General features: G+C 74.0%; 19 protein-coding genes and 1 riboswitch. Of the genes, 9 read left to right on the forward strand and 10 right to left on the reverse strand.

What is annotated here, in order from left to right; genetic code table 11:
- Nucleotides 1-42: 42 nt before the first annotated feature.
- The 6 genes from ACIP37_RS24095 to ACIP37_RS24120 form a co-directional block, all read right to left on the reverse strand.
- Nucleotides 43-408, reverse strand: coding sequence for a glyoxalase (locus ACIP37_RS24095; RefSeq protein ID WP_363589663.1), 366 nt, complete (start codon nucleotides 406-408; stop codon nucleotides 43-45).
- Nucleotides 405-866, reverse strand: coding sequence for a hypothetical protein (locus ACIP37_RS24100; protein WP_363589661.1), 462 nt, complete (start codon nucleotides 864-866; stop codon nucleotides 405-407). Before ACIP37_RS24100 ends, ACIP37_RS24095 begins: the two co-directional genes overlap by 4 nt.
- A gap of 87 nt (nucleotides 867-953) precedes the next feature.
- The gene (locus tag ACIP37_RS24105; RefSeq protein WP_363589659.1) at nucleotides 954-1,361 is read right to left on the reverse strand and encodes a winged helix-turn-helix domain-containing protein; all 408 of its coding nucleotides are present in this window, start codon (nucleotides 1,359-1,361) and stop codon (nucleotides 954-956) included.
- A gap of 77 nt (nucleotides 1,362-1,438) precedes the next feature.
- Nucleotides 1,439-1,705: a hypothetical protein gene (locus ACIP37_RS24110; RefSeq protein WP_363589657.1), complete on the reverse strand. Its 267-nt coding sequence runs from the start codon at nucleotides 1,703-1,705 to the stop codon at nucleotides 1,439-1,441.
- A 74-nt stretch (nucleotides 1,706-1,779) separates the two neighbouring features.
- The gene (locus tag ACIP37_RS24115) at nucleotides 1,780-2,052 is read right to left on the reverse strand and encodes a hypothetical protein (protein WP_363375417.1); all 273 of its coding nucleotides are present in this window, start codon (nucleotides 2,050-2,052) and stop codon (nucleotides 1,780-1,782) included.
- A gap of 95 nt (nucleotides 2,053-2,147) precedes the next feature.
- Entirely contained in the window at nucleotides 2,148-3,797 is a 1,650-nt protein-coding gene (locus ACIP37_RS24120) for an NRAMP family divalent metal transporter (protein WP_400810040.1), read from the reverse strand.
- A gap of 327 nt (nucleotides 3,798-4,124) precedes the next feature.
- Nucleotides 4,125-4,302, reverse strand: a riboswitch (M-box (ykoK) riboswitch).
- 222 nt (nucleotides 4,303-4,524) lie between these two features.
- Between ACIP37_RS24120 and ACIP37_RS24125 the strand changes: the two genes are divergently transcribed.
- On the forward strand, nucleotides 4,525-5,844 hold the full coding sequence (locus tag ACIP37_RS24125) for a YhgE/Pip domain-containing protein (RefSeq protein ID WP_400810038.1): 1,320 nt from the start codon (nucleotides 4,525-4,527) through the stop codon (nucleotides 5,842-5,844).
- A gap of 71 nt (nucleotides 5,845-5,915) precedes the next feature.
- Here the strand turns inward: ACIP37_RS24125 and ACIP37_RS24130 are convergent, their stop codons facing one another.
- Nucleotides 5,916-8,183: an FdhF/YdeP family oxidoreductase gene (locus tag ACIP37_RS24130; protein WP_400810111.1), complete on the reverse strand. Its 2,268-nt coding sequence runs from the start codon at nucleotides 8,181-8,183 to the stop codon at nucleotides 5,916-5,918.
- A 92-nt stretch (nucleotides 8,184-8,275) separates the two neighbouring features.
- Nucleotides 8,276-8,746 (reverse strand): GreA/GreB family elongation factor, encoded by a 471-nt coding sequence (locus ACIP37_RS24135; RefSeq protein WP_363588321.1) that lies wholly within the window; start codon nucleotides 8,744-8,746, stop codon nucleotides 8,276-8,278.
- A gap of 297 nt (nucleotides 8,747-9,043) precedes the next feature.
- Between ACIP37_RS24135 and ACIP37_RS24140 the strand changes: the two genes are divergently transcribed.
- The 5 genes from ACIP37_RS24140 (at nucleotide 9,044) to ACIP37_RS24160 (ending at nucleotide 17,741) form a co-directional block, all read left to right on the forward strand.
- A complete protein-coding gene (locus tag ACIP37_RS24140; protein ID WP_363588319.1) occupies nucleotides 9,044-10,486 on the forward strand; it encodes a glyceraldehyde-3-phosphate dehydrogenase in 1,443 nt (480 codons plus the stop codon).
- A 526-nt stretch (nucleotides 10,487-11,012) separates the two neighbouring features.
- The gene (locus tag ACIP37_RS24145; RefSeq protein WP_363632548.1) at nucleotides 11,013-11,516 is read left to right on the forward strand and encodes a hypothetical protein; all 504 of its coding nucleotides are present in this window, start codon (nucleotides 11,013-11,015) and stop codon (nucleotides 11,514-11,516) included.
- Between the two features lie 342 nt (nucleotides 11,517-11,858).
- On the forward strand, nucleotides 11,859-12,887 hold the full coding sequence (locus tag ACIP37_RS24150; protein ID WP_363588315.1) for a hypothetical protein: 1,029 nt from the start codon (nucleotides 11,859-11,861) through the stop codon (nucleotides 12,885-12,887).
- Nucleotides 12,888-12,942: 55 nt separating this feature from the next.
- On the forward strand, nucleotides 12,943-14,829 hold the full coding sequence (locus ACIP37_RS24155) for an HSP90 family protein (RefSeq protein WP_363588313.1): 1,887 nt from the start codon (nucleotides 12,943-12,945) through the stop codon (nucleotides 14,827-14,829).
- On the forward strand, nucleotides 14,829-17,741 hold the full coding sequence (locus ACIP37_RS24160) for a hypothetical protein (protein ID WP_400810034.1): 2,913 nt from the start codon (nucleotides 14,829-14,831) through the stop codon (nucleotides 17,739-17,741). The genes ACIP37_RS24155 and ACIP37_RS24160 overlap by 1 nt, the downstream gene beginning before the upstream one ends.
- A gap of 84 nt (nucleotides 17,742-17,825) precedes the next feature.
- Here the strand turns inward: ACIP37_RS24160 and ACIP37_RS24165 are convergent, their stop codons facing one another.
- Both ACIP37_RS24165 and ACIP37_RS24170 read right to left on the reverse strand, forming a co-directional pair.
- The gene (locus ACIP37_RS24165; RefSeq protein ID WP_400810032.1) at nucleotides 17,826-19,118 is read right to left on the reverse strand and encodes a carbohydrate-binding protein; all 1,293 of its coding nucleotides are present in this window, start codon (nucleotides 19,116-19,118) and stop codon (nucleotides 17,826-17,828) included.
- Between the two features lie 208 nt (nucleotides 19,119-19,326).
- Nucleotides 19,327-20,253: a LysR family transcriptional regulator gene (locus tag ACIP37_RS24170; protein WP_400810030.1), complete on the reverse strand. Its 927-nt coding sequence runs from the start codon at nucleotides 20,251-20,253 to the stop codon at nucleotides 19,327-19,329.
- Nucleotides 20,254-20,455: 202 nt separating this feature from the next.
- On the opposite strand from ACIP37_RS24170, the gene ACIP37_RS24175 reads away from it, so the two are divergent.
- From ACIP37_RS24175 to ACIP37_RS24185, 3 genes are read left to right on the forward strand one after another with little or no spacing between them, the layout of a single operon-like run.
- On the forward strand, nucleotides 20,456-21,394 hold the full coding sequence (locus ACIP37_RS24175; RefSeq protein WP_400810028.1) for a DMT family transporter: 939 nt from the start codon (nucleotides 20,456-20,458) through the stop codon (nucleotides 21,392-21,394).
- Between the two features lie 9 nt (nucleotides 21,395-21,403).
- Complete coding sequence (locus tag ACIP37_RS24180; RefSeq protein ID WP_363588303.1) at nucleotides 21,404-22,714, forward strand: sensor domain-containing protein; 1,311 nt, start codon at nucleotides 21,404-21,406, stop codon at nucleotides 22,712-22,714.
- Nucleotides 22,699-23,355, forward strand: coding sequence for a response regulator transcription factor (locus ACIP37_RS24185; RefSeq protein ID WP_363632557.1), 657 nt, complete (start codon nucleotides 22,699-22,701; stop codon nucleotides 23,353-23,355). Before ACIP37_RS24180 ends, ACIP37_RS24185 begins: the two co-directional genes overlap by 16 nt.
- Nucleotides 23,356-23,359 lie beyond the last annotated feature (4 nt).

Genomic DNA, 23,359 nt, shown 5'->3' on the forward strand with positions numbered 1-23,359 from the left:
CGTCCGTAGGCAAATGGATCCGGGGTTCCTCCGCGCGCCGGCTCAGGCCGCTTCGACGAACTCCAGCAGGTTGCCGACGGGGTCGGTGGTGTAGAAGCGGCGCCGGGGCGGCAGGCTGTCGTCCCACACCACGAGCGCGCCGAGCTCGGACAGCCGCGAGGCGAAGTCGTCGATCTCGGAGACCGCGATCCCGGGGTGGGCCTTGGTGCTGGGGCGGAAGCGCTCCTCGATGCCGAGGTAGAGCCGGACCCGGCCGCCGTCGGCGGCGAACCAGCAGCCGCCGCCCGCGGTCAGCGGCCGGGGCTTGGGGATCTCGGCCATCTGCAGGACGTCGCCGTAGAAGGCCCGCAGCAGGGCCTCGCTGCCGGGGGGTGCGGAGAGCTGGACGTGGTCGAGGGCCGTGATCACTGCGGCCTCCTCTCGGGAGCGGTGTGGTGCCGGGCCGCGGTGACCAGCAGCCGGGCGGTCGGGGTGGACAGGTCGAGGTGGTGGGCGATCCACTGGGGGTCGTGCCCGTGGGTGGCGAACACCCAGGCGGTGTAGAGCCGGTTCAGGCCGGGGGCGCCGGGCGACAGCAGCAGCGGTCGGACCTGCTCCATCGGGAACCCGTCCAGGGAGCGGGCGCTGAACCACTGGGTGTCGTCCTCGTCGGGGGCGGCGGGTCGGGCGGTGCCGCGCCCGCTGCGGGCGAGCAGCAGGGCGAGGAGCAGCCCGGCCGCCGAGGCGCCGATGAGCACGCCGGAGAGGAAGATCCGCAGCCGCCCCGGGGCGACGCCGACGGCGATCCCCTGGAGGGTGAGGAGGAGCAGGACGCCGCACAGCGCCGTCCCTCTGCTGGTCCAGGGGAACAGGGCGGTTCTGGTCACGACGGTGTCCTCCTTCGGTGGGGTGGCGGCCGGTGGGGTGCCGCCGGGGCGGGCGATCGGGCCTCGGGCGGCGCGGCCGGACGGCGGTCAGGCGACGCGGGTCAGGCGCGGGTCGTACTTGTAGCCGATCTGGCGGACGGTGGCGATCGCCTCCCGGTGGCCGGGGCCGAGCTTGCGGCGGATCCGGGCGATGTGGGTGGCGATGGTGCGGGTGTCGCCGGTGTCCGGCCGGCCCCAGACCGCCTCCATCAGCTGGCGGCGGGAGTGGACCCGCAGCGGGTTGTCGACCAGGTGCGCGAGCAGCTCGAACTCCAGGTAGGGGAGGGTCAGTTGCTGCCCGTCGACGGTGACGGTGCGCTGTTCGGGGTCCACCACCAGGCCGGTGTCCGGGTCGACGGCGGGCCGGGGGGCCGGGGCGGGGCGCGGACGCCGGGGCGGGGCGGCGGCGGTGTGGTCCGAGAAGATGGCTTCGAGCCTGGGGTAGCGCACGGCCATGGCGGATGCTCCTTCGGCGGGTCGGTGCGGAGTCGGTGCGGAGTCGGTGCGGATCTGTACGAATCGGGACGGGCCGGTCAGCGGGCGGGGTGCCAGGGGTGCCAGGAGGCTTCCAGTCGGGCGGTGCCGTCCGGGGCCGTGACGGTCCGCCAGCTGGCCCGCAGCCGGGCGGGGCGGTCGGCGGAGGCGGCGGCCGGTGCCGGGGCCTGGGCCGTGACGGCGTGCAGGACGGGGCTGTCCAGCGGGCTCTCCGCCAGGCGTCGGCCCACGACGGCGAGCGCGGCGCGCAGGCGGCCGCGGCCGGCGGACGGGAGGGAGGGGTGGAACGCGGCGACGATGGACATGGCAGGTCACCTCCGTGACGGGGCGGCGGGTGGAGGGGGTGCGCGAGGGCGCGGGTGGTGCGGTCGGCGGGGCGTCAGCCGTGCGGCCGGTGGCGGGCGGCGGCGCGGCTGAGGCGGCGCGCGGCGGCCGGCGGGAGGTCCGCGAAGTCGGCGAGCCAGTCCGGGCGGTGGCCCTGGCGGGCCAGCAGGTAGGCCAGGTGCACGCGCGGCTCGTACGCGGAGGCCCGGGTGTTGGGCGTGCCGGAGTGCGGGCAGGCGCCGGGGTCGTCGAGGCGGTAGTCCCTCTCGACGCCGTCGTGCAGGGCGAGGCGGACGCGCGGGCAGTGGTGGTGAAGGGCGGTGCGCATGGCCGTACTTCCTTCCTTCCCCGGGTGCGGGGCGGTCGAGGTTTCCGGGTCGGGGCCGGGGCGGCGGCACTGTCGGGCGCCGCCCCGGCGGCGGCTCAGTGGTTGAGCGCGGTCTGGACGATCTTGATGATGACCATCACCATCGCGACCAGGAGGTAGGCGCGCAGGGCGCCCATGCCGACCTTGCGGGCGGTGGACATGACCGGCTTGCCGAGGGTCTCCAGCGGGGGCATCCGCCATTCCTCGCGGCCGGTGCGGTCGATCGGGTCCTCCTTGGTGGCGGTGCGGCCGAAGGTGAAGAAGTACCCGGCGACCAGCACGCCCGCCACGCCGCAGCCGGCCATGATCCACAGGATCGCCTGCGAGCTGATGTCGGGCCAGACCACGGCGGCGGTCAGGATCAGCGACAGCATCACCAGGACCCCGACCACGGCGGAGGTGAAGGCGTTGGTCTTGGGCCCGTTGACCCACGGCCCCAGGACGGCCTTGTCGTTGCAGAGCAGCAGCAGGAACACCGTCGCCGAGGGCAGCAGCACACCCGCCAGCACCTGGACGAACTGCGTCATCAGGCCCTGGGTGTAGCCGGTGGACAGCAGCGTGATCGCGGCCGCCGCGACCACCAGGCCCGCGTAGATCGCGTAGAAGCCCTTGGCGCCCTTGACGCCCCGGTGCAGCGAGTGCCTGATGCCGAACACGTCGCCGATCGCGTAGGCGGTGGAGAGGGAGACGGCGAAGGCGCCGATGATCGAGGCGTCCAGCAGGGCGATGGCGAACAGCACGCCCACCACGTGTCCGGCCTTGTCCTCAAGGCCCTTGGCGACGGCGGCCGCGTCGGAGAACTGGCCGAAGCCGTCGGTGCCGGCGAAGGCCGCGGCGGTGAAGCCCATCATCGCGGCGGCGCCGATGATGACGATGGCGATCCCGATCCACAGGTCGACCTTCTCGTACTTCATGAACCGCGGCGTGATCCGCTTGTCGATGACGTACGACTGCTGGAAGAACAGCTGCCACGGGGCGACGGTGGTGCCCACGATGGAGACGATCACCAGCATCACGGCCGCCAGCTGGCCCGAGCCGCCCGGCATGCCGGGCACCACGAAGTCGTGCGCCATCTGCGAGGTCTTCGGGTGGACCATGAAGTAGATCGGCACCAGCAGCAGCGAGCCCACGCACAGCGTGACCGCGACGCGCTCGAAGCGCTGGAACGAGCCGGTGAACGCCGAGGCGATGATCACCACCGCCGCCAGCACCACCGCGGCGACCTTCGGCAGCCCGAGGTATCCGGCCGCCAGGGTGACACCGATGAACTCGGTGACCAGCGTCAGCGCGTTCAGCAGGAACAGGTCGATGACGCTGAACGCGCCCCAGAACTTCCCGAAGCGCTCCAGGATCAGCCGGGCGTGGCCGACACCGGTGACAGCGCCCAGGCGCAGCACCATCTCCTGGTTCACGTACAGCACCGGGACCAGCATCAGCAGCGTCCACAGCAACTGCGTGCCGTAGTTCTGCCCCGCCTGCCCGTACGTCGAGAAGGCGCCCGCGTCGTTGTCGCCGACCATCACGATCAGGCCGGGGCCCACGATGGCGAGCAGGGTCTTGAGTCTTGCGGACAGGCCGTGGCGCGGCGTGGTGTCGTCGAGCCGGATGGTGCCGAGCGCACCCTTGATGTCGCCGACGTGGGCGTCGTCCAGTACCGCTGAACGCGGGGCGGGGACCTTGGAGTTGAGCGTGGCGTTGGTGGTCATGACGATCCTCCCGTGGGCCCCGGGGCAGGCGGGGCGATCGGGGGCGCACGGCGGCGATCCCCCTGCGGACGGGCGCGGCGCATCGCCACCCGGCGGTGCGGGCCCGTTCGGGCGCGGCGAAGCCGGGAGTTGAGGTGATGAACCGTCAGAAACGTTCGCAGGGAGGGTCGTTACCGCGTGCCGGGAGTGTGCGAGGACAGGCGGGGGTAGGGGCAACTGTGGCCCGGACTACTGCAATCCATGTCTCTCGCCTCCTCCCGGTCGACGCACCCCGTGGTGCGTGTGATCGACGCGGCAAGGAGTTCGCCGGCGCGCGAAGCGACCGCCGGTTCACCCCAACTCGTCAGAGCTTTGGCACTCCACGGCGTGTCCAGCCCGGTCGGGCCGGAAGCCACTTCGGATCAACCCTTAGGTCGGGAAGATCTGTCCTAACCCTGGGCGTCTCTCGACGTCGTCGGATCAGTGGCCTGTGTCCGTGAAGAAGCCTCACCGAACGAGGTGCCTTCTTCAAACCTCCAGAAGCATAGACCGCGCGGAGGCCAATACTTGCGTACTTGGTAGAACCTTTACCTTCTGTCTCCGGTCGTCCCGGCCGAGGCGCGGCGGGGGGTTGCGGGGGGCGGCGGGGCGGATCGGGTGACGTGGGGTTTTGCCGCCGGGCCGCCACGGAACGACTTCCCACCGCATCGGCAGCAGCACCAGGTTGCGCCCGAATCCGAGGGGTGGCATGGCGTCCGCAGGCTCCCAGGGTGGTCCCCGGCAGGCGCGGGCCCTCGTGCTCGCCCGCCACGCGAAGCTGTGGCTCGTCCCGAGCATCCTGTGCGGCCTGCTGGCCGTGGTGCTCTCGCTGCTCTACATGGGCGGCATCCTCAACCCGACCGGGCACCTGCACCGGCTCCCGATCGCCCTGGTGAACGCGGATCAGGGCCCGCCGCCGCCGGGCCGGGCGGAGACCCTGGGCGCGCGGCTCAGCCGGGAGATCGTCGCCGGGACGCCCGGCAGCACCGTCGACTGGCGCCAGGTCGACCAGGCCGAGGCGATGGACCAGCTCTCCACCGGGAAGGTCTACGGCGCGCTGCTCGTCCCGCAGGCGTTCACCGCCGACGTGGCGGCACTGACCACCGGCCGGGCCACCGAACGGCCCACCCTGACGGTGCTCACCAACCCCGGCCTCGGCAGCCTCGGCTCCTCGCTGGCCTCCCAGATCACCCAGTCCGCCGCCCACCAGGCCTCGCTGGCGCTCGGCAAGGAGCTGACCGCGGCCGCGCCGCCGTCCGGTTCCGCCGGCTCCGGCTCCGGCTCCGGCACGGGCACCAGCGCCACCGCGCGGCTGCTGCTCGCCGACCCGCTCGCCGTCACCACCCGGGTCGGCCACCCGATCGGCGCCCACAGCGGGCTCGGCCTGAGCGCCTTCTACTACACCCTGCTGGCCGTGCTGACCGGCTTCATCGGCGGCAACATCATCCACAACGGCGTCGACACCGCGCTCGGCTACAGCGACAGCGAGCTCGGCCCCTGGCACACCCGGCGCCCGACCGTCCCGATCACCCGCACCCAGACCCTGCTGCTGAAGATGGTCATGACGGCCGGCATCATGCTGCTCACCACCACCCTGGTGATGCTCTGCTCGGTCACCGTCCTCGGCATGGACGCCCCGCACCAGGCGCTGCTCTGGGTCTTCGCCTACTGCGCCAGCCTCGCCGTCGGCCTCGGGGTCCAGGCGATCAATGCGGCGTTCGGCGGGATCGGGCAGCTGGTGTCCATGTTCGTCTTCATCGCGCTGGCGCTGCCCTCCTCGGGGGCGACCATCCCGCTCCAGGCGGTGCCCGGCTTCTACCGCTTCCTCAGCGTCTTCGAGCCGATGCGCCAGCTCAGCGACGGCATCCGGGCGATCCTGTTCTTCGACGCCCGGGCGGACGCGGGCCTGGCCCGGGGCTGGACCATGATCGCGGTCGGCGTGCTGCTCGCCCTGGCCTTCGGCTTCGGGATGACCCGGTACTACGACCGCAAGGGCCTGCACCGCTGGACGCCGCAGCCGTCGGAGTAGGCGTTCAGGAGTGGGCGTTCAGGAGTGGGCGTTCAGGAGTGGGCGTCTGGAGTGGGCGCCGTCCTCGGTTCCTACGCCTTGGTGACGGTGACCTTGAGGTGCTTCATGATCGGCTGGTCGCTCTGGGTGCTGTGGTCGGCGATCGCGCACAGCACGTTCATCTCGGGCATGTAGCCCGCCGCGCAGCCGCGCGGGATGTCGTACGGGATCGCGAGGTAGCCGTTCAGGGTGCGGGTGCTGCCGTCCTTCGCGGTGCTGGTGATGTCGACCGGATCGAACTCGGCGATGCCGCGCTCGCGCATGTCGTCGGTGTTCAGGAAGACCAGCGTGCGCAGGTTCCGCACGCCCCGGTAGCGGTCGTTGTCGGAGTAGATCGTGGTGTTCCACTGGTCGTGGGAGCGCATGGTGCCCAGCGCCAGGGTGCCCGGGGCGGGGACGACGTCGGGCAGCGGGGCGGTGGAGAACTCGGCCCGCCCGGAGGGGGTGAGGAAGACCAGTTCGCGGGCCGGCTGCTTGATCCGGAACCCGAGGGGCAGCCGCACCCGGCGGTTGAAGTCCTCGAAGCCGTCCAGGGCCCGGGACATGGTGTCGCGGATGCGGTCGTAGTCCTCGATGTACCACTCCCACGGTGTCCCGCTGTCCGGCAGCGCCGCGCGGGCCATCCCGGCGACGATGGCGGGCTCGGACAGCAGGTGCGGGGAGGCCGGGCGCTTCATGCCGACGGACAGGTGCACCATGCTCATCGAGTCCTCGACCGAGGTGCTCTGCACCCCGCCGCGCTGGTGGTCCTTCTCGGTGCGGCCCAGGCACGGCAGGATCAGCGCCCGGCGGCCGTGCACCAGGTGGCTGCGGTTCAGCTTGGTGCTCACCTGGACGGTCAACTCGCAGCCGCGCAGCGCCTCGTGGGTGTAGGGCGTGTCGGGCGCGGCGAGCGCGAAGTTGCCGCCCATGGCGACGAAGACCGTCACCTCGCCGCGCCGCATCGCCTCGATGGCGGAGACGGTGTCCAGGCCGTGCGCGCGTGGCGGGTCGATCCCGCAGGCCTCGGCGAGGCGGTCCAGGAACTCGGGTGAGGGGCGGTGGTCGATGCCGCAGGTGCGGTTGCCCTGGACGTTGCTGTGCCCGCGCACCGGCGACGGGCCGGCGCCCTCGCGGCCCAGGTTGCCGCGCAGCAGCAGGAGGTTGACGATCTCCCGCACGGTGTCCACGCCGTGCTCGTGCTGGGTGACGCCCAGGCACCAGCTGACGATGGAGCGGTCGGCGTCGCGGTAGACCCGGGCGGCCTTGAGGACCTCGGCCCGGTCGAGCCCGCTCTGCCGCTCGATCTCCTCCCAGGGGGTGGCCCCGCACAGCGCGCGGTAGGCCTCGAACCCGGTGGTGTGGCGCTCGATGAACTGCCGGTCCAGGGCCCGGGGGTCGGCCGTGGCCTGCTCCAGGATCGCCTTGGCCATGCCGCGCACCAGTGCCATGTCGCCGCCGATGCGCGGCTGGAGGTTCAGCGTGCTGGTCTTCGTGGACTTGAACAGCGCCATGTCCACGAAGTCGTGCGGGACGATGGTGCGGGTCGCGGCCGCCTCGATCAGCGGGTTGATGTGCACGATCTGCGCGCCGCGGAGGTGCGCGTCGGCGAGGGCGGTGAGCATCCGGGGCGCGTTGGAGGCGGCGTTGACGCCCATGATGAACAGCGCGTCGGTGACCTCCCAGTCCTTGAGGTCGACCGTGCCCTTCCCGGTGCCCAGCGAGGCCTGGAGGGCGCGTCCGCTGGCCTCGTGGCACATGTTGGAGCAGTCCGGCAGGTTGTTGGTGCCCAGTTCGCGGGCCATCAGCTGGTAGAGGAAGGTGGCCTCGTTGCCGAGCCGGCCGGAGGTGTAGAAGGCGGCCCGGTTCGGGTCGTCCAGCTCGCGCAGGGTGCGGCCGACCAGCTCGAAGGCGTCCTTCCAGCTGATCGGGACGTAGTGGTCCGAGGCGGCGTCGTACACCATCGGCTCGGTGAGGCGGCCCTGGTCCTCCAGCGCGAAGTCGCTCCACCCGGACAGCTCGGTCACCGAGTGGGCGGCGAAGAACTCGCGGCCGACCCGCTTGCGGGTCATCTCCCAGGTGACGTGCTTGATGCCGTTCTCGCAGATGTCCAGGTGCAGGCCCTTGGTGTCGTCCGGCCAGGCGCACCCGGGGCAGTCGAACCCGGTGTTCTCGTGGTTCATCCGCATGATCGCCCGGGGCCCGTCCACGTACGCGCCCTCCTTCACCAGGAAGCGCGTCACGCTCTTCGCGGCACCCCAGCCGGCGGCCGGGTGGTGGTACGGCGCGAACTGCGGCGGCCCGACGGGGTCGGGGCCCACGGCCGGCTCGTCCCGGGCGGGGCGGTTCCGGGCGGCGTGGTTCTGCGCGGGGTCCTGCGCGGAGTCGTCCCGCGCGCGGCCGTCGGGGGAGTTCACGAAGCCCTCCGTCCGCCGACCGACAGCACGACCGCGCTCGCCGCGCCGTTCGGCGCCTCGTAGTTCACGGTCTCCCCGGCATGCCGCCCGAGCAGCGCTCGCCCGAGCGGGCTGTCTGCGGTCACCAGGGTCTCCTCCCGCACCTCGGCGAGCTCCGCCACCTCGACGGTCTCCTCCACCCCGTCCGCGAACCGCACGGTGACGGTGGAGCCCACCCCCACCACCTCCGTGGACGGCGGCCCGGCGGCGGCCCCCTCGCGGACCCGGGCCTCCAGCTCGGCGATCCGCTCGTCCAGCCGGGCGACGTCGTCGGCCCGCTGCAACTCGTCCGCCGCGTCCGCCCGGTCGCCGACGTCCTCCCCGCGCAGCGTCCCCACCACTTTCGCCCGCTCGCCGCGCAGCTCGGCCAACTCCTCCTGCACGGCGCGCAGGGCCTCGGCACTGATGGGCTCGGGACCGTCTGTCATGGCTGCTCCCGGGTCGTTCGCGGAACGCTCAAGCACGGGTCGCTTCCATTACCCCACCACCCCGCACCCCCGGCAAATCCGCCGTGGGCGAGGCTCCCGCGACCGGCCCCGGGGGTGGCGGTGATCACCTTCGCGGTGGGCGGGCGTCGGGGCGGTGGGCCCCGGTCGGGACGAAGCCGCAGGTCCGGGCGGTGCGGGCGGGGCGCGGCCGGGCAGGCGGGGGGAGGGACCGGCCGAAGGGGTGGGGGCGGGCGAAGCTACCATGTGCGCAACACCCTCAGCTCGAAAGATGGACTTGTGACTGTCAACGACGACGTGTTCACGGACTGGAAGAACCGCGAGGAGATCGCGGAGTCGATGATCCCGATCATCGGGCGACTGCACCGCGAGCGGGACGTGACCGTCCTGCTGCACAGCAGGTCCCTGGTGAACAAGTCGGTGGTCAGCATCCTGAAGACGCACCGCTTCGCCCGCCAGATAGCCGGCGAGGAGCTCTCGGTCACCGAGACGATGCCCTTCCTGAGTGCGCTGACCACCCTGGACCTCGGCCCCTCGCAGATCGACATCGGCATGCTCGCCGCGACCTACCGGGCCGACGACCACGGCCTGTCGGTCGAGGAGTTCACCGCCCGGGCCGTCTCCGGCGCCACCGGCGAGAACAAGCTGGAGCGCCGCGACGCCCGCGACGTCGTCCTCTACGGCTTCGGCCGGATCGGCCGCCTGGTCGCCCGCCTGCTGATCGAGAAGGCCTCCGGCAACGGCCTGCGCCTGAAGGCCATCGTCGTGCGCGACAGCGGCGGCGACGACCTGGTCAAGCGCGCCTCGCTGCTGCGCCGGGACTCCATCCACGGCCAGTTCCAGGGCACGATCACCGTCGACGAGGCGAACAACAAGATCATCGCCAACGGCAACGAGATCACCGTGATCTACTCCGACGACCCGACCAAGGTCGACTACACGGAGTACGGGATCAAGGACGCCATCCTGATCGACAACACCGGCCGCTGGCGCGACCGGGAGGGCCTGTCCAAGCACCTGCGCCCCGGCATCGCCAAGGTCGTGCTGACCGCGCCGGGCAAGGGCGACGTCCCGAACATCGTCCACGGCGTCAACCACGACACGATCAAGCCCGACGAGCAGATCCTGTCCTGCGCCTCCTGCACCACCAACGCCATCGTCCCGCCGCTGAAGGCGATGGACGACGAGTACGGCGTGCTGCGCGGGCACGTGGAGACCGTCCACTCGTTCACCAACGACCAGAACCTGCTGGACAACTACCACAAGGCCGACCGTCGCGGCCGCTCGGCACCGCTCAACATGGTGATCACCGAGACCGGCGCCGCCTCGGCCGTCGCCAAGGCCCTCCCGGACCTCCAGGCGAAGATCACCGGCAGCTCGATCCGCGTCCCCGTGCCGGACGTCTCGATCGCCATCCTCAACCTGCAGCTGGCCCGCGAGACCAACCGCGAGGAGGTCCTCGACTACCTGCGCGACGTCTCGCTGACCTCGCCGCTGAAGCGCCAGATCGACTACACCGACTCCCCGGACGCGGTCTCCAGCGACTTCATCGGCTCGCGCCACGCCTCGATCGTCGACGCCGGCGCCACCAAGGTCGAGGGCGACAACGCGATCCTCTACCTGTGGTACGACAACGAGTTCGGCTACTCCTGCCAGGTCATCCGGGTCGTCCAGTACGTCTCGGGCGTCGAGTTCCCGACTTACCCGGCCCCGGCGGTCTGATCCTCCGGCAGTTCCGGCAGTCCCGGCGGCGGGGCGGTGACCAGTACGGTCGCCGCCCCGCCGCCGTTCACGCCCCGGCTCCGTCCTTGATCGGCCCGGGTGCACCCGGACGCGGGTGGGCCGGGGGCGGCGGCTATCTTGATGGGTCACGGACATCCGGAGGGAGCGGGCGATGGGGATGGGGATGGCTGGTCGGAGGGTGGCTGCCGCAGTGGCGGCCGGGGCGTTGATGGGGGTGCTGGCCGGGTGCTCGTCGGGTTCTACGGGGAGTTCCCCGGCGGGCTCGGACGCGGCCAAGGGCGCGGCGGGGGCGGCGAGCGCAGTGGCGAGCGCGACGGGTCCGGCGGGCGGTGAGAGCGGTGCAGGGGCTTCGGTCTCCGCGTCGGCGTCCGCGTCCGCGTCTGCTGCCGCGACGGGGGCGGGTGCGGCCTCGGGTGCGGCCTCGGCGCCGGCGACCGGAGGCGGCGGCGCCGGGGCCTCCGCTCCGCCGGCCGGTGCGGCGACGCCCGGGGCGGACCTGGAGGCGGTGCTGCTGGACGACAAGCTCGTCGGGCAGGTGCTGCCGGACGCGAAGGCGATGGCGGGCTGGGAGGAGGAGAAGCGCAAGGTCGACACCATCGACCACGCCACCACCTGCACCGCGTCGGTGCCGTGCACCGGCAAGCCGCTCAGCGGTTCCGTCCGGTTCTCCTCGGGGGATCTGGTCGCCCGCTTCATCGTCGAGACGCTGCCGAACCGCGACGCCGCCAAGGGCAAGCTCAAGGAGTCCTACGCCTCCTACGGAGCCGGGCCGTTCCGCAAGGTCGACTCCCCGGTGCTGGGCAGCGAGAGCCAGGTCTTCCAGGGCCAGCTGGGCGAGGGTGAGGGCATCGGCATCGTGCTGCGCTCGGGCACCGTCGTCGCCAGCGTGACCACCGAGGGCGGGCCGGCCGACGTGGCTGCCGCCCGGCGGTTCGGGGCGATGCTGGTCAAGCGGATCGAGCAGGCCCAGGCGGGCAGGACCCCGGACGCCGGGCTCGGACTGGCCTGACGGCCGCCGCGTACGCGAAGCGAAGCGAAGCCCCGGGCCGAGGAGGCGCCGGGGCCGCTTGCGCTCGGCGCCGGACCGGACGGCGCCGGACCGGACGGCGCCGGACCGGACGGCGCCGCCGCCCTCGACGTGCCCTCACCCCGTTCGACGTGCCCTCACCCCGGCCGTCGGCCCCGGCCGTTCGCCCCGGTCGGCGGGCCGTGGGGCGGTCCCCGCGCGGGCCGGACCGGGACCGCCCCTGGGCTGGGGAAACGGATGTCGGTCGGCCGTGATATCTACTCATCTGGGGTGGCCGTCGTGCGGCCATGCGAAAGATGCCGATGATGTTCGAGGGGGCCACACATGCCGCTGTTCCGACGCCGCTCCGGCGAGGAGGCCGCGCAGAGCGGGGCGGGCTGGCGCGGGAGGGTGCGACGGGCCGTCGGGTCCGCGCCCGTGGCGGCCGTTGCGGCGCCGCGGCTGGATCCGGCGCTCGGGGACGAGTCGCTGCGCCTGATGCTCGGCCAGGCCGCCGCCGGTGACTGGGCGGCCCTGGGCCCCGCGCTGGCCGCCGTCGGGGACGGCGCCGATCTGACCGGGCGGGTCGGTGCGATCGCCGAGGTGCCCCGGGTCGAGGAGTGGACGGCCCGGGCCCTCGCCGACCGGCCCGAGGACACGTCGGCGCTGCTGCTGTCCGGTGCCCGGCACGTCACCTGGGCCTGGGAGGCCCGGACGGGCGCCCGGGCGAAGCACGTGTCCGAGAAGCAGTGGAAGGTGTTCCACGAGCGGCTGGACGTCGCCGAGGAGCAGCTGCTGGAGGTCGCCGAGCGCGAGCCGTCCTGGCTCGCCCCCTGGTACTTCCTGCAGATCAGCGCCCGCGGCGCCTCGCTCCCGGCGGAGGTCGCGACCTGCCGCTTCGAGGCCGCCGTGCGCCGTGCTCCCGGGCATCCGGCCTCGCACCGCCAGCGCCTCCAGCAGCTGTGCGCCAAGTGGGGCGGCTCGCACGAGGAGATGCACGCCTTCGCCCGGTCCTCGATGCTCGCGGCGCCGGAGGGCAGCCAGCTCGGCGAGCTGGTCGTGCTGGCGCACCTGGAGCGCTGGCTGGATCTCCCGGACGGTGAGGACCGCGCCTACCTGGCCAGTGCGGAGGTGGTGGCCGACTTGCAGGAGGCGGCCTTCCGCTCCGTGCTGCACCCGGACTTCACGCCGGTCCGCGGCTGGCAGGGTTCCTTCAACGCCTTCGCGATGGCCTTCTCGCTGGCCGGCCAGCGCAAGACCGCGCGCCTGCTGTTCGAGGCCTTGGACGGCGCCGTCACCGAGTCGCCCTGGCACTTCCTGTCCGGTGATCCGCTCAAGGCGTTCGCCTCCCACCGGGACCGCTGCGCGTACTGACGCCCCGGCCCGCCCAGAACCTCCGTCACCCGCCCCGCGATCGAAAGAGCCCCCGGTGTCCCCATCCGAGAACCCGACGCCCGACAACGCGGCGAGCGCGCACACCTTCCAGGTGGACCTGCGCGGCCTGGTGGACCTGCTCTCCCACCACCTCTACTCCAGCCCGCGGGTGTACCTGCGCGAGCTGCTGCAGAACGCGGTGGACGCGATCTCCGCCCGCCGCGCCCTCGATCCGCAGGCGCCGGCCCGGATCGTCGTGCGCGCCGACGACGAGCTGAGCGTCACCGACACCGGCGTCGGCCTGACCGAGGCGGACGTCCACACCTTCCTCGCCACCATCGGCCGCAGTTCGAAGCGCGACGCCGACGGCCGGCTGGACGGCGCCGGGCTGGCCCAGGCCCGCGGCGACTTCATCGGCCAGTTCGGCATCGGCCTGCTGGCCTGCTTCGTGGTCGCCGACGAGATCACCGTGGTGACCCGCTCCGCCGCCACCCCGGACGCGCCGGTGATCGAGTGGCGCGGCGGCTCCGACGGCCGCTACACGATCCGCACCCTGCCCGCCGCGGCCAAGCCGGAGCCGGGCACCACCGTGACGCTGGTCCCCCGCGCCGACGCCGCCGAGTGGACGCGGTCGGGCCGTGTCCTCGCGCTGGCCCGGGACTTCGGCAGCCTGCTGCGCCACGACGTCACGGTGGTGGACGCGAACGGCACCGAGCACCGGGTGAACCGCACCCCGCCGTGGGCCGAGCGGCACGGCTCGCCGCTGGCCCGGCGCGACGCGCTGACCGAGTACTGCCGCGCAGCCTTCGACTTCACCCCGCTCGACACCATCGACCTGGACCTGCCGCTGGTCGGCCTGCGCGGCGTCGCCTACGTGCTGCCGGACGCGGCCCCGCCGTCCCGCCGTTCGGGCCACCGGGTGCACCTCAAGGGCATGCTGCTGTCCGACCAGGCCGCCGAACTGCTGCCGGACTGGGCGTTCTTCGTCCGCTGCGTGGTGGACACCGACGGCCTGCGCCCGACCGCCTCCCGCGAGGGCCTGTACGCGGACGAGACGCTGGCCGCCGTCCGCGACGCGCTGGGCGTCCGGATCCGCGACTGGCTGACCGGCCTGTCCGCGAGCGATCCGGCGCTGCTGCACCGCTTCCTGTCCGTGCACCACCTGGCCGTCAAGGAACTCGCCCGTTACGACGACGAGTTGCTGCGGATGATGCTGCCGTGGCTGCCGTTCGAGACCACCGACGGCAACGTCACCCTGGACGAGTTCACCCGCAGCCACCCGGTGGTGCTGGTGACCCGCACGGTCGAGGAGTTCCGCCAGGTCGCCCCGATCGCCGGCGCCGCCGGCCTCGGCGTGGTCAACGGCGGCTACACCTACGACCGCGACCTGGTGCACCGGCTGCCCGAGATCCGTCCCGGCGTCTCGGTCTCCGACCTCGACCCGGGCACCGTCACCGCGCACCTGGACACCGTCGACCCGGCCGCCGAGCTCGCCGCGAACGCCTTCCTCGCCGTCGCCCGCGAGGTGGTCGGCCGCTTCGACTGCGACGTCGCCCTGCGCAGCTTCCACCCGACCAACGCGCCCGCGCTGCTGCTGGACAACCGGGAGGCCCGGCACGAGCGCAGCCGCGCCCAGCTCGCCGAGGAGGCCGACGGCCTGTGGGCGGACATCCTGGGCTCGCTGCGCGCCGAGGCGCCCCGCGCCCAACTGGTGCTCAACCACCTCAACCCGCTGGTGCGCCGCGCCGCGACGGTCACCAACCGCGAGCTGGCCGTCACCGCCGTCGAGGCGCTGTACGGGCAGGCCGTGCTGATGACCCGCCGCCCGCTCAAGGCCAGTGAGAGCGCCCTGCTCAACCGCTCGTTCATCAGCCTGCTCGACCACGCCATGCTCGGCCACGAGTCGGCCGGCCCGGACCGCACCGACCCGAAGGAGGCCTGATGCTGGACACCCCCGACGCGGTGATGGCCGCGCTGCGCGAGAACGACGCCCGCCCGTACGGCCGCCAGCGGACCGTCGCGGCCGAGGAACTCGTCGACGCCGCCGAGCAGTTCGACGACACCGGGGCGCGCTCGATGGCCCTGCTGGAGCTGATGGAGGCGTACGAGTACGACGGCGAGCGCAGCAAGAGCCCGGTCGTCTTCGCCCGCCTCCTCAAGCTGTGGGACGCCGACCCGGACGGCTTCGGCGAGTGGGCCCGCCAGCAGGTGTTCTGGCGCTTCAAGTGGGTGGCCGGCGCGCTCCTGGGCAACCCGGACGTGCCGCTGCCGGCCCTGCGGCGCTGGCACACCGAACTGCGCGACCGCTACCGGGCGGCCGGCTTCGACCTCCAGCCGTACTACGCCCAGCGCTACCACCTGGCCGCGCAGACCGGCACCGGCCGCCAGGACGCCTACGAGCTGTGGACGGCCCGCCCGCGCTCCGAGCTGAGCGACTGCCACGCCTGCGAGACCCGGGCGCGCGCCGAGCACTTCGCGGACGCGGGCGACGACGCCCGGGCGCTGGAGGTCCTGCAGCCGGTCCTCGACGGCCGGAGCAGCTGCGAGCAGGAGCCCGCCCTCAGCCAGGCCGCCGCCCTGCTTCCGCTGCTGCGCCGGGGCCGTCTGGACGACGCCCGCTCCAGCCACCTGACCGGCTACCGCGCCGCGCGCGGCAAGGCCTCGATGGCGCGCGCCGTCGGCCGCCATGTCGAGTTCTGCGCGCTGTCCGGCAACGAGCCGCGCGGCCTGGAACTGCTCGCCGAGAACCGCGACCTGTTCGCGGTGGCCGGCGAGCCGTCCGGGCTGCTGTCCTTCCTCACCGGCGTCGAGGTGCTGCTCGCCGTCCTGGCCCGGGGCGGCCACGGCGGGCTCGCCGTCAGCGGCCCGCCCGGCACCTCCTGGACGGCGGACACGCTGCTCGCCCACGTGCGCGCCGAGGCCGACGCGCTCGCCGCCCGCTTCGACGCCCGCAACGGCACCGACGCGGTCGGCGCCGACCGGCGCGCCCGGCTGGCCCGCGAGCCGCTGCTGGCCGAGCCGCTGGCCCTCGGCGTGCGCGCCGCCGCCGCGCCCGAGCTGGCCGCCGCCCCGGCGCTCGCGCCCGCACCGCGTCGGGCCGTCGAGCCGGAGCCGGAGGACTTCACCGCCCTGGTGGTCCGGGCCCGCGAGCTGGAGCTCGTCGGGCACCCGGACGCCGACCGGCTCTGGCGGCGGATCGCCGAACGCGCCGCCGCCGACGGCTTCGCCCACCCCGAGGGCACCGCGGTCGGCAGCCCCGGGCGGCTGCGCGCCGAACTCGCCGAGCAGCGGGCCCACCAGGCGCTGGAGCGGGACGAGCACGCCGACGGCCGGGCCGGGCTGCTGGCCGCCGCCGACCTGTTCGAGCAGGCCGGGCTGCCCGGTCAGGCCCTGATGGTCCGGGCCCGCGCGCTGATCGTGGAACTCGGCGAAGTCGAGGGCACGGTGGCCGACTGGCCGGCGCTCGACGAGGTGCTGCGCCGGGCCGAGGAGCTGCGGTCCGCCGGCGCGATGGCCGACGACGACCACCTGATCGTGTGGCAGGTCCGCGCCTACGCCGCCCACCACGACCTGGTCGAGGCGCTGCCCGAGCCGCCCGCCGAGGCCGTCGAGCGCTTCGAGGCGGCGGCCGGCGGCTACCACCGCACCGCCGTGGAGCTGGGCTCCGCCCGCCGCGCCGCCACCTCCCGCCAGTACCTGGCCGACGCGGCCGCCCGGCAGGGCCGGCTGGCCGAGGCCACCACCGAACTGCGCGAGGTGCTCGGCGAGTTGGACGCGGCCGAACTGCGCTGGCACACTCCGCGGGTGCTCGGCCTGCTGGGCCAGGTGCTGCTGCAGGGCGGCGAGTCCGCCGAGGCCGTCGAGGTGTTCCACCGGGCGCTCGCCGAGGCCGCCCGCTGGGGCGACGACTCCTACCCGTACGCGCCCACCTACCTGATGCTCGGCCACGCGGCCATGGGGGCCGGCGACCGCGGCGGCGCGGTCCGGGCGCTCACCGAGGCGGCCGCGCGCTTCGACCGCAAGGGCCGGGAGGCGGCCGAGGACGCCGCCCGGGCCCGCCTCCAGCTGGCCGACGTGCTGCGCGCCGCCGACCGCACGGCCGACGCCGTCGCGGTGCTGGAGTCGGTGCTGCTGGACGCCGCCGCGCCGGAGCTGGACGTGCGGATGCTCGCGCAGGCCCGGCTGGACCTCGCCCGGGGCCTCACCGAACTGGACGAGCACCGGGACGCCGCCGAGGAGTACCTGCGGCTGGCCGACGCCGTCGCCGGCTGGGAGGAGCAGGACACCCACACCATGGTCGCCTGCGAGGCCGCGCTGGCGCTGGCCCGGGCGGACCGCTGGGAGGCCGCGAAGGCCGCCCTCGACCGCGCCCTCGCGGCCCACGCCCAGGCCCCCCAGGTCGACCAACTGGCCGCGACGCTACGCGAGTTCGCCCGGCTGACGATGCACGCCGAGGGCCCGGAGGGGCTGGCGTCGGCGCTGGCCCGGCTGGCCGAGGCGGACGCCGCCGGGGAGCACGCCGGGCAGGCCGGTCAGGAGTACAACCCCTGGTACCTGCGCGGCGGTTCGCACTACGAGCGGGCGCGCTGCCTGGCCATGGCCGAGCGCCACGAGGAGGCGCTGGCCGAGGTCGAGCGGGCGATCGCGGTCTACGAGGGCGGCGACGAGCGGGCCGGGACGTCCCGGGCCGAGGCCGTCCGGCTGGCCGCGCTGATCGAGGGCGCCGACCTCGGCCGTACCGGGGCGGCCGTCGCCCGGCTGACCGCGGGCATCGCCCGCTGCGAGGCCGCCGGCCTCCCGGAGGCGGCGCAGGTGCTGGCCGACCTGCGGGAGCGGTTCGCGGCCGCGAACTGACCGCGGCCGCGAACTGGCCTGCCCGGGGCCCGGGGTGCGCAGATCCCCGGGCCCGGGCGTCGCCCGTCAGCCCGTCGGCCCGTGTCAGCAGGGACCGTCGTCGCCCCAGACGCCCCACTGGCCGCTGGCGCTCGGCACCTCGTTCAGCGTCCACCACTTGGCGTGGTACTTGTGGCCGCCGTACGAGACCTTGCTGCCGCTGGTGTACGTGGTGCTCGCGCTCCACGCCGGGTCGGTGCAGGTCCCGGGGGTGGTCGGGGGAGTCGTCGGCGGCGTGGTGGGCGGGGTGGTCGGCGGCGTGGTGGGGGGCGTGGTGGGGGGCGTCGCCCCGGCGAACTTCACGGTGTACTTGGTGAAGTCCCAGTCGTTCTGCGCCACGCTGGAGCAGGAGCCGGACAGCCCCGGGTCCACCGGGCCCGTGCACTGCCGGTCCCGGTTGACCGACCAGTAGGTGTACCGGGCCAGGTCGTGCGCGGTGGCGAAGTCCAGCACGGCCTGGAAGTCCGCCTGCCGGAAGTACTCGGCGGCGTCGGTGCGGCCGTTCATCATCGACACGCCCTCGTGGGCGTAGGCCGTCGCCTCGGACCAGCCGAAGGTGGTCTGGAGGATCTGGTTGAACTTCACCAGCGCGTCGGTCTGCGCGGCGGCGCCGTTGAACCCGCCGTCGAACGGCATGATCGAGTAGTTGTTCGGCGTGAAGCCCTGCGACTTGGCCTCGTTCAGCATCTGTGTGCCGAACCAGCCCGTCCCCGCGTTGGTCCCGGCGGTGGTGATCGAGATGTAGAGGCCGGGGTTGTTCTGCTGGAGGATCCGGGCGGCGCCGATCTCGTTGTGGATCGCCGCGGTGTTCTCGTACTCCGGCTCCTCCAGGTCGAAGTCGATCGCCTTCAACTGGTACTTGGTGATCACCTTCTGGTACCCGGCGGCGGTCGCCTCCGGCGTGCCGCAGACCTGGCCGAGCTTGGTGCCGCCGTACCCGCCGACCGACACCGAGACGTCCCCGCCCTTGCCGCGGATGGTCTGGATGACGCCGGGCATGGTGGTGTCGGTGTCGATCGAGGAGGTGCCGCCCCAGGCCGGCGAACAACTGGTGCCCTGGGCCAGGATGAACGCCAGCTGGAAGGCCTTCTGTCCGGTGGCGTCCATCACCGCCGCGGCGTCCGGCGGGCTGTTGTCCTCGGGCATCAGATAGGGCGCCGAGGCGTACCAGTTGCTGCCGAGGCCGGTCGTGGTGTCGGCGGCGGCGGAGCCGGTGTTCGCGAGCGCGGCGACGCCGCCGACGACCAGGCCGAGCACCCCGGCCACGGCGGCGGCGACCCGGGGCGGGCGGCGGCGCGGGTTCCGGGGGGCGGGGTGTGGGTGAAGTGCGCGTTCCATCGAGGGCCTTTCCAGGCGGGACGGCAGTGGGGGAGGGGCTGCTCACGCCGGAGGTGGGGGTGGCGCGCAGACCGAACGGGCCTCCGGCAGGGGGTAGTTGCCGAAGACTGTCACTGGTATAGACCTGTCGAGGAAGGGCGGTCAACCCCGAAATGGTCAAGCCGGGGTCCGGCGCCGGCGGTGGGCCGGGCGCCGGACGGGCTCCCCGTCAGGCGCGCGCCGCCACGCGGACCCCGACCCCCGCCCCCTGTGCGACCCCCGCCCCCTGCGCGGCGCCCACCGCCGCCAGCAGCCCGCCGACCGCCGGCGACCACGGCCGGCTGGTCGGCCCGGTGAGCGTGAGCGTGCGGTGGACGGCCGGCCGGATCGGGACGAGCACGCAGTCGGCCGGGAGCATGGTCAGCGCCAGCGCGGGCATCACCGAGACCCCGACGCCCGCGTGCACCATGCCGATGAGCGTGTTGAGGTCGCGGATGCGGTGCCGGGGGGTGAAGCGGGTGCCGGCCCGGCGGAAGGCCTCGCGGATGTGGCGTTCGCAGCCGCCCTCGGAGAGCAGGAAGTCGTCGTCCTCCAGGTCGGCGACATGGATGGTCTCCTGCCCGGCGAGGGGGTGGTCGCGGCGCAGCAGCGCGTGCATGGAGTCGGCCCCGAGCGCGACCGCCCCTGGCGGGAGCGGCCCGGGGTCGACCAGGACGGCGGCGTCGACGGTGCCCGCCTCCAGCCAGGTGGCGAGCTCGTCGTCCTCGCCCTCGAAGACCCGGACGGTGACCTGCGGGTAGGCGGCCTTCCAGTCCCGGAGCAGCCCGGGCAGCAGCGCCTGGCAGACGGTGGTCGGCGCGGCGAGCCGTACGGTCCCGACGGGGCCGCCGGAGTGCCGGGTGGCGATGGCGCGCACGGCGGCTGCGGAGGCGACGGCGGTGCGGGCGTGGGGGAGGACCTGCTCGCCCAGGGGAGTGGGCCGGGCCGGGGTGCCGCGCAGCAGGACGGGCGCGCCGAGGGTCCGCTCCAGCGCGGCGACGGCGTGCGAGACGGCGGACTGGCTGATGCCCAGTTCGTCGGCGGCCGCGCCGAACCCACCGGTGTCGGCGACCGCGACCAGTGCCCTCAGCTGGGCCAGGTTGACCTCCGAGGCCATGAGACTTCCTCATCCATCCGGCACTGCCACTTGTTGGACTCATGCTCTGCCACCGGGCCACCCTCTGTCCAGACGGGACCCGAGGCGGGACCCGAGGCGGGACCCGAGGCGGGACCCGAGGCGGGACCCGAGACTGGACCCTGGGCGGGACCGGGACGGAACCCGACACGGAACCAACGGGACGAAGGTGGAGGTGATCCGGGTGCGGCGCTGGTTGCCGGGCTTCGTGGCGCTGTCGGCGATCTGGGGCGCGAGCTTCGCGCTGATCAAGGTGGCGGTGGAGGCGGGGGTGCCGCCGCTGTGGGTGGCGCTGTGGCGCTGCGCCCTCGGGGCGGTCACGCTGTGGGCGATCCTCGTGCTGCGCCGCGAGCGCGTCCCCCGCGACCGCGCGCTCTGGGGGCACTCCGCCGTGGTCGCGGTGCTCCTCAACACCGTGCCGTTCACGCTGTTCTCGTTCGGCGAGACCCGGGTCAGCTCCGTCCTCGCCGGGGTGATGAACGCGACCACCCCGCTGTTCACCCTGCTGTTCGCCGTCCTCATCGTCGCCGAGGAGCGCCGCCCCGGCGCCCGTCGGCTCTCCGGACTCGCCCTCGGCTTCGTCGGCGTGCTCACCGTGCTCGGGGTCTGGCGCGGCATCGGCTCCGGCGAGGCCGCCGGCGGCCTCGCCTGCCTGGCCGCGGCCTGCTGCTACGGCGCGGGCTTCACCTACCTGCGCCGCTTCCTCTCCGGCCGGCCGGAGTCGGTGGTCACCCTCTCAGCCGTCCAGATCGCCTGCGCCACCGCCGAGCTGGCCGCCGTCGCGCCGTTCGCCGCGGGCGCCCCGCACTGGCCGGGGGCGGGCGCGGCCGGAGCCCTGCTGGTGCTGGGTGCGGTCGGCACCGGCCTCGCGTACCTGCTCAACCTCGGGCTGGTCCGCACGGCCGGCACCGCGGTGGCCTCCGCCGTCACCTACGTCATGCCGCTGTGGTCCACGGCCCTCGGCGCGGCCTTCCTCGCCGAGCCCGTCGGCTGGAACGCCCTGGCCGGCGGCGTCCTGGTGATCGCCGCCGTCGCCCTGACCCGCCCCCGGCCCGCACTCCGCCCGGCCGGCTCCGCCGTCTCCACGCCTGACGCCCCGAGGCCTGGTCAGAGGGTTCGTTAGAGTGACCGGGTGAACGAGGAGGAGCAGCAGCCGACGGCCGTCTGGGCCGCGCTGCGAGCCCACCCGCTGCACTTCCCCGTCACCCCGTGGGTGCCGCGCTGCTGGGCCTACCTGCTCGGCGGCGCGCTGCTCGGCCCGCTGCTGCTGGCTGCCCTGACGGTGCTGCTGGTGCTCGGTCTGGGCCTGTCCGTGGTCGGGGTCGGACTGCCGGTCCTCCTCGCCCTGGCCCTCGCGGGCCTCCCCGCCGCCGCCCTCGAACGCCGACGGCTGCGGCTGGTCGAGCCGGTACCGCTGCCCGACCCGCACCGCCCGCTGCCCGGCGCCGGCCGCCGCGCCCGGCTGCGGACCCGCCTGCGCGAGCGCGCCACCTGGCGCGAACTGGCCCACACCGCGCTCACCGCCACGGCCCTCGCCGCCGCCGCGCTCGGCTTCAGCGCCGCGCTGCTGTTCTCCGGCGCCCTGGTCGCCTCCCCGGTGATCGTCTGGGCGCTGGCTCCCGAAACCGTCATGATCATTCCCGGCAGGGCGGTGTCCGGGCCGCTCGCCGCCCTGCCGTTCAGCGCCGCCGGGCTCGCCGGGCTCCTCCTCTGCGCCTACGCCGGGGCCCTGCTGACCGCCGCCCAGGTGGCCCTCGCCCGCCTCCTGCTCGGGCCCCGCGAGGAGGACACCGGCCGACAGGTCCTCGAACTCACCCGCTCCCGGGCCCGGCTCGCCGACGCCTTCGAAGCCGAACGCCGCCGCATCGAACGCGACCTGCACGACGGCGCCCAACAGCAGCTCGTCGCGCTCAGCATGACCCTCGGCCTCGCCGACCACGCGCTGCGCGACGGCAGCGCCCAGTCCGGCGACCGGGCCACCGCCCTGGTCGCCCGGGCCCGCGGCGAAGCCCGGCAGGCCCTGGAACAACTGCGCGGCCTGGTCCGCGGCATCCACCCCCAGGTGCTCACCGACCACGGCCTCGCCGCCGCCGTCGCCGAGGTCGCGCTGCGCCACCCCATCCCGGTCCGGTCCGACTTCGACCTCCCCGGCCGGCTGCCCGCCCCCGTCGAGACCACCGCCTACTTCACCGTCACCGAAGCGCTCACCAACGCCGCCAAGCACAGCGGCGCCGCCGCGATCACCGTCAGCGGGCGCATCGCCGACGGCCGGCTGGTGCTCCAGGTGACCGACGACGGCCACGGCGGGGCGGACCCGGCCGCCGGGGCCGGACTGCGCGGACTCGCCGACCGGGTGGCACTCCTGAAAGGACGGCTCATGGTGACCAGCCCGACGGGCGGCCCGACCACGCTGCGGCTGGAGGTCCCGTGCTCCGGATCGTGATCGCCGAGGACGCCGTCCTGCTGCGCGCCGGACTCGTCGAACTCCTCACCCTCGGCGGCCACCGGGTGACCGCCGCCGTCGGCGACGCCCGCGCCCTCGCCGCCGCCGTCGACACCGAACGGCCCGACGCCGTCATCACCGACGTCCGGATGCCGCCCGACTTCTCCGACGAGGGCCTGCGCGCCGCCCTCGACCTGCGCGAACACCACCCGGGCCTGCCCGTCCTGGTGCTCTCCCAGTACGTCGCCACCCCGTACGCCACGCGCCTGCTCGCCGCCGCCGGCGCCCAACCCGCCGGCCTCGGCTACCTCCTGAAGGACCGCGTCGGCGACGTCGCCGACTTCCTCGACGCCCTGCGCCGGGTCGCCGCCGGCGAGACCGTCATCGACCCCGACGTGGTCCGCGTCCTGCTGCGCCAGCAGTCCGCCGACCGCCCCCTCACCCGCCTGACCCCCCGCGAACGCGAAGTCCTCGCCCTCATGGCCGAGGGCCTCAACAACCAGGCCATCGCCACCCGGCTCACCATCACCGAGGCCTCGGTGGTCAAACACTGCGGCAACATCTTCATGAAGCTCGACCTCGACCCCACCGAAGGCAACCGCCGCGTCCTCGCCGTCCTGGCCCACCTCCGGGAGGCGTAGGGCG

The organism is Kitasatospora sp. NPDC088861, from assembly GCF_044750105.1.
Classification (GTDB): domain Bacteria; phylum Actinomycetota; class Actinomycetes; order Streptomycetales; family Streptomycetaceae; genus Kitasatospora.

Excerpts from the sequence above, each read along its gene's own strand:
- ACIP37_RS24110 (WP_363589657.1), bottom strand. The coding sequence starts at position 1,705 with ATGTCCATCGTCGCCGCGTTCCACCCCTCCCTCCCGTCCGCCGGCCGC.
- ACIP37_RS24125 (WP_400810038.1), top strand. The coding sequence starts at position 4,525 with ATGGCGTCCGCAGGCTCCCAGGGTGGTCCCCGGCAGGCGCGGGCCCTC.
- ACIP37_RS24165 (WP_400810032.1), bottom strand. The coding sequence starts at position 19,118 with ATGGAACGCGCACTTCACCCACACCCCGCCCCCCGGAACCCGCGCCGC.
- ACIP37_RS24115 (WP_363375417.1), bottom strand. The coding sequence starts at position 2,052 with ATGCGCACCGCCCTTCACCACCACTGCCCGCGCGTCCGCCTCGCCCTG.
- ACIP37_RS24120 (WP_400810040.1), bottom strand. The coding sequence starts at position 3,797 with ATGACCACCAACGCCACGCTCAACTCCAAGGTCCCCGCCCCGCGTTCA.
- ACIP37_RS24170 (WP_400810030.1), bottom strand. The coding sequence starts at position 20,253 with ATGGCCTCGGAGGTCAACCTGGCCCAGCTGAGGGCACTGGTCGCGGTC.
- ACIP37_RS24135 (WP_363588321.1), bottom strand. The coding sequence starts at position 8,746 with ATGACAGACGGTCCCGAGCCCATCAGTGCCGAGGCCCTGCGCGCCGTG.
- ACIP37_RS24160 (WP_400810034.1), top strand. The coding sequence starts at position 14,829 with ATGCTGGACACCCCCGACGCGGTGATGGCCGCGCTGCGCGAGAACGAC.
- ACIP37_RS24105 (WP_363589659.1), bottom strand. The coding sequence starts at position 1,361 with ATGGCCGTGCGCTACCCCAGGCTCGAAGCCATCTTCTCGGACCACACC.
- ACIP37_RS24150 (WP_363588315.1), top strand. The coding sequence starts at position 11,859 with ATGCCGCTGTTCCGACGCCGCTCCGGCGAGGAGGCCGCGCAGAGCGGG.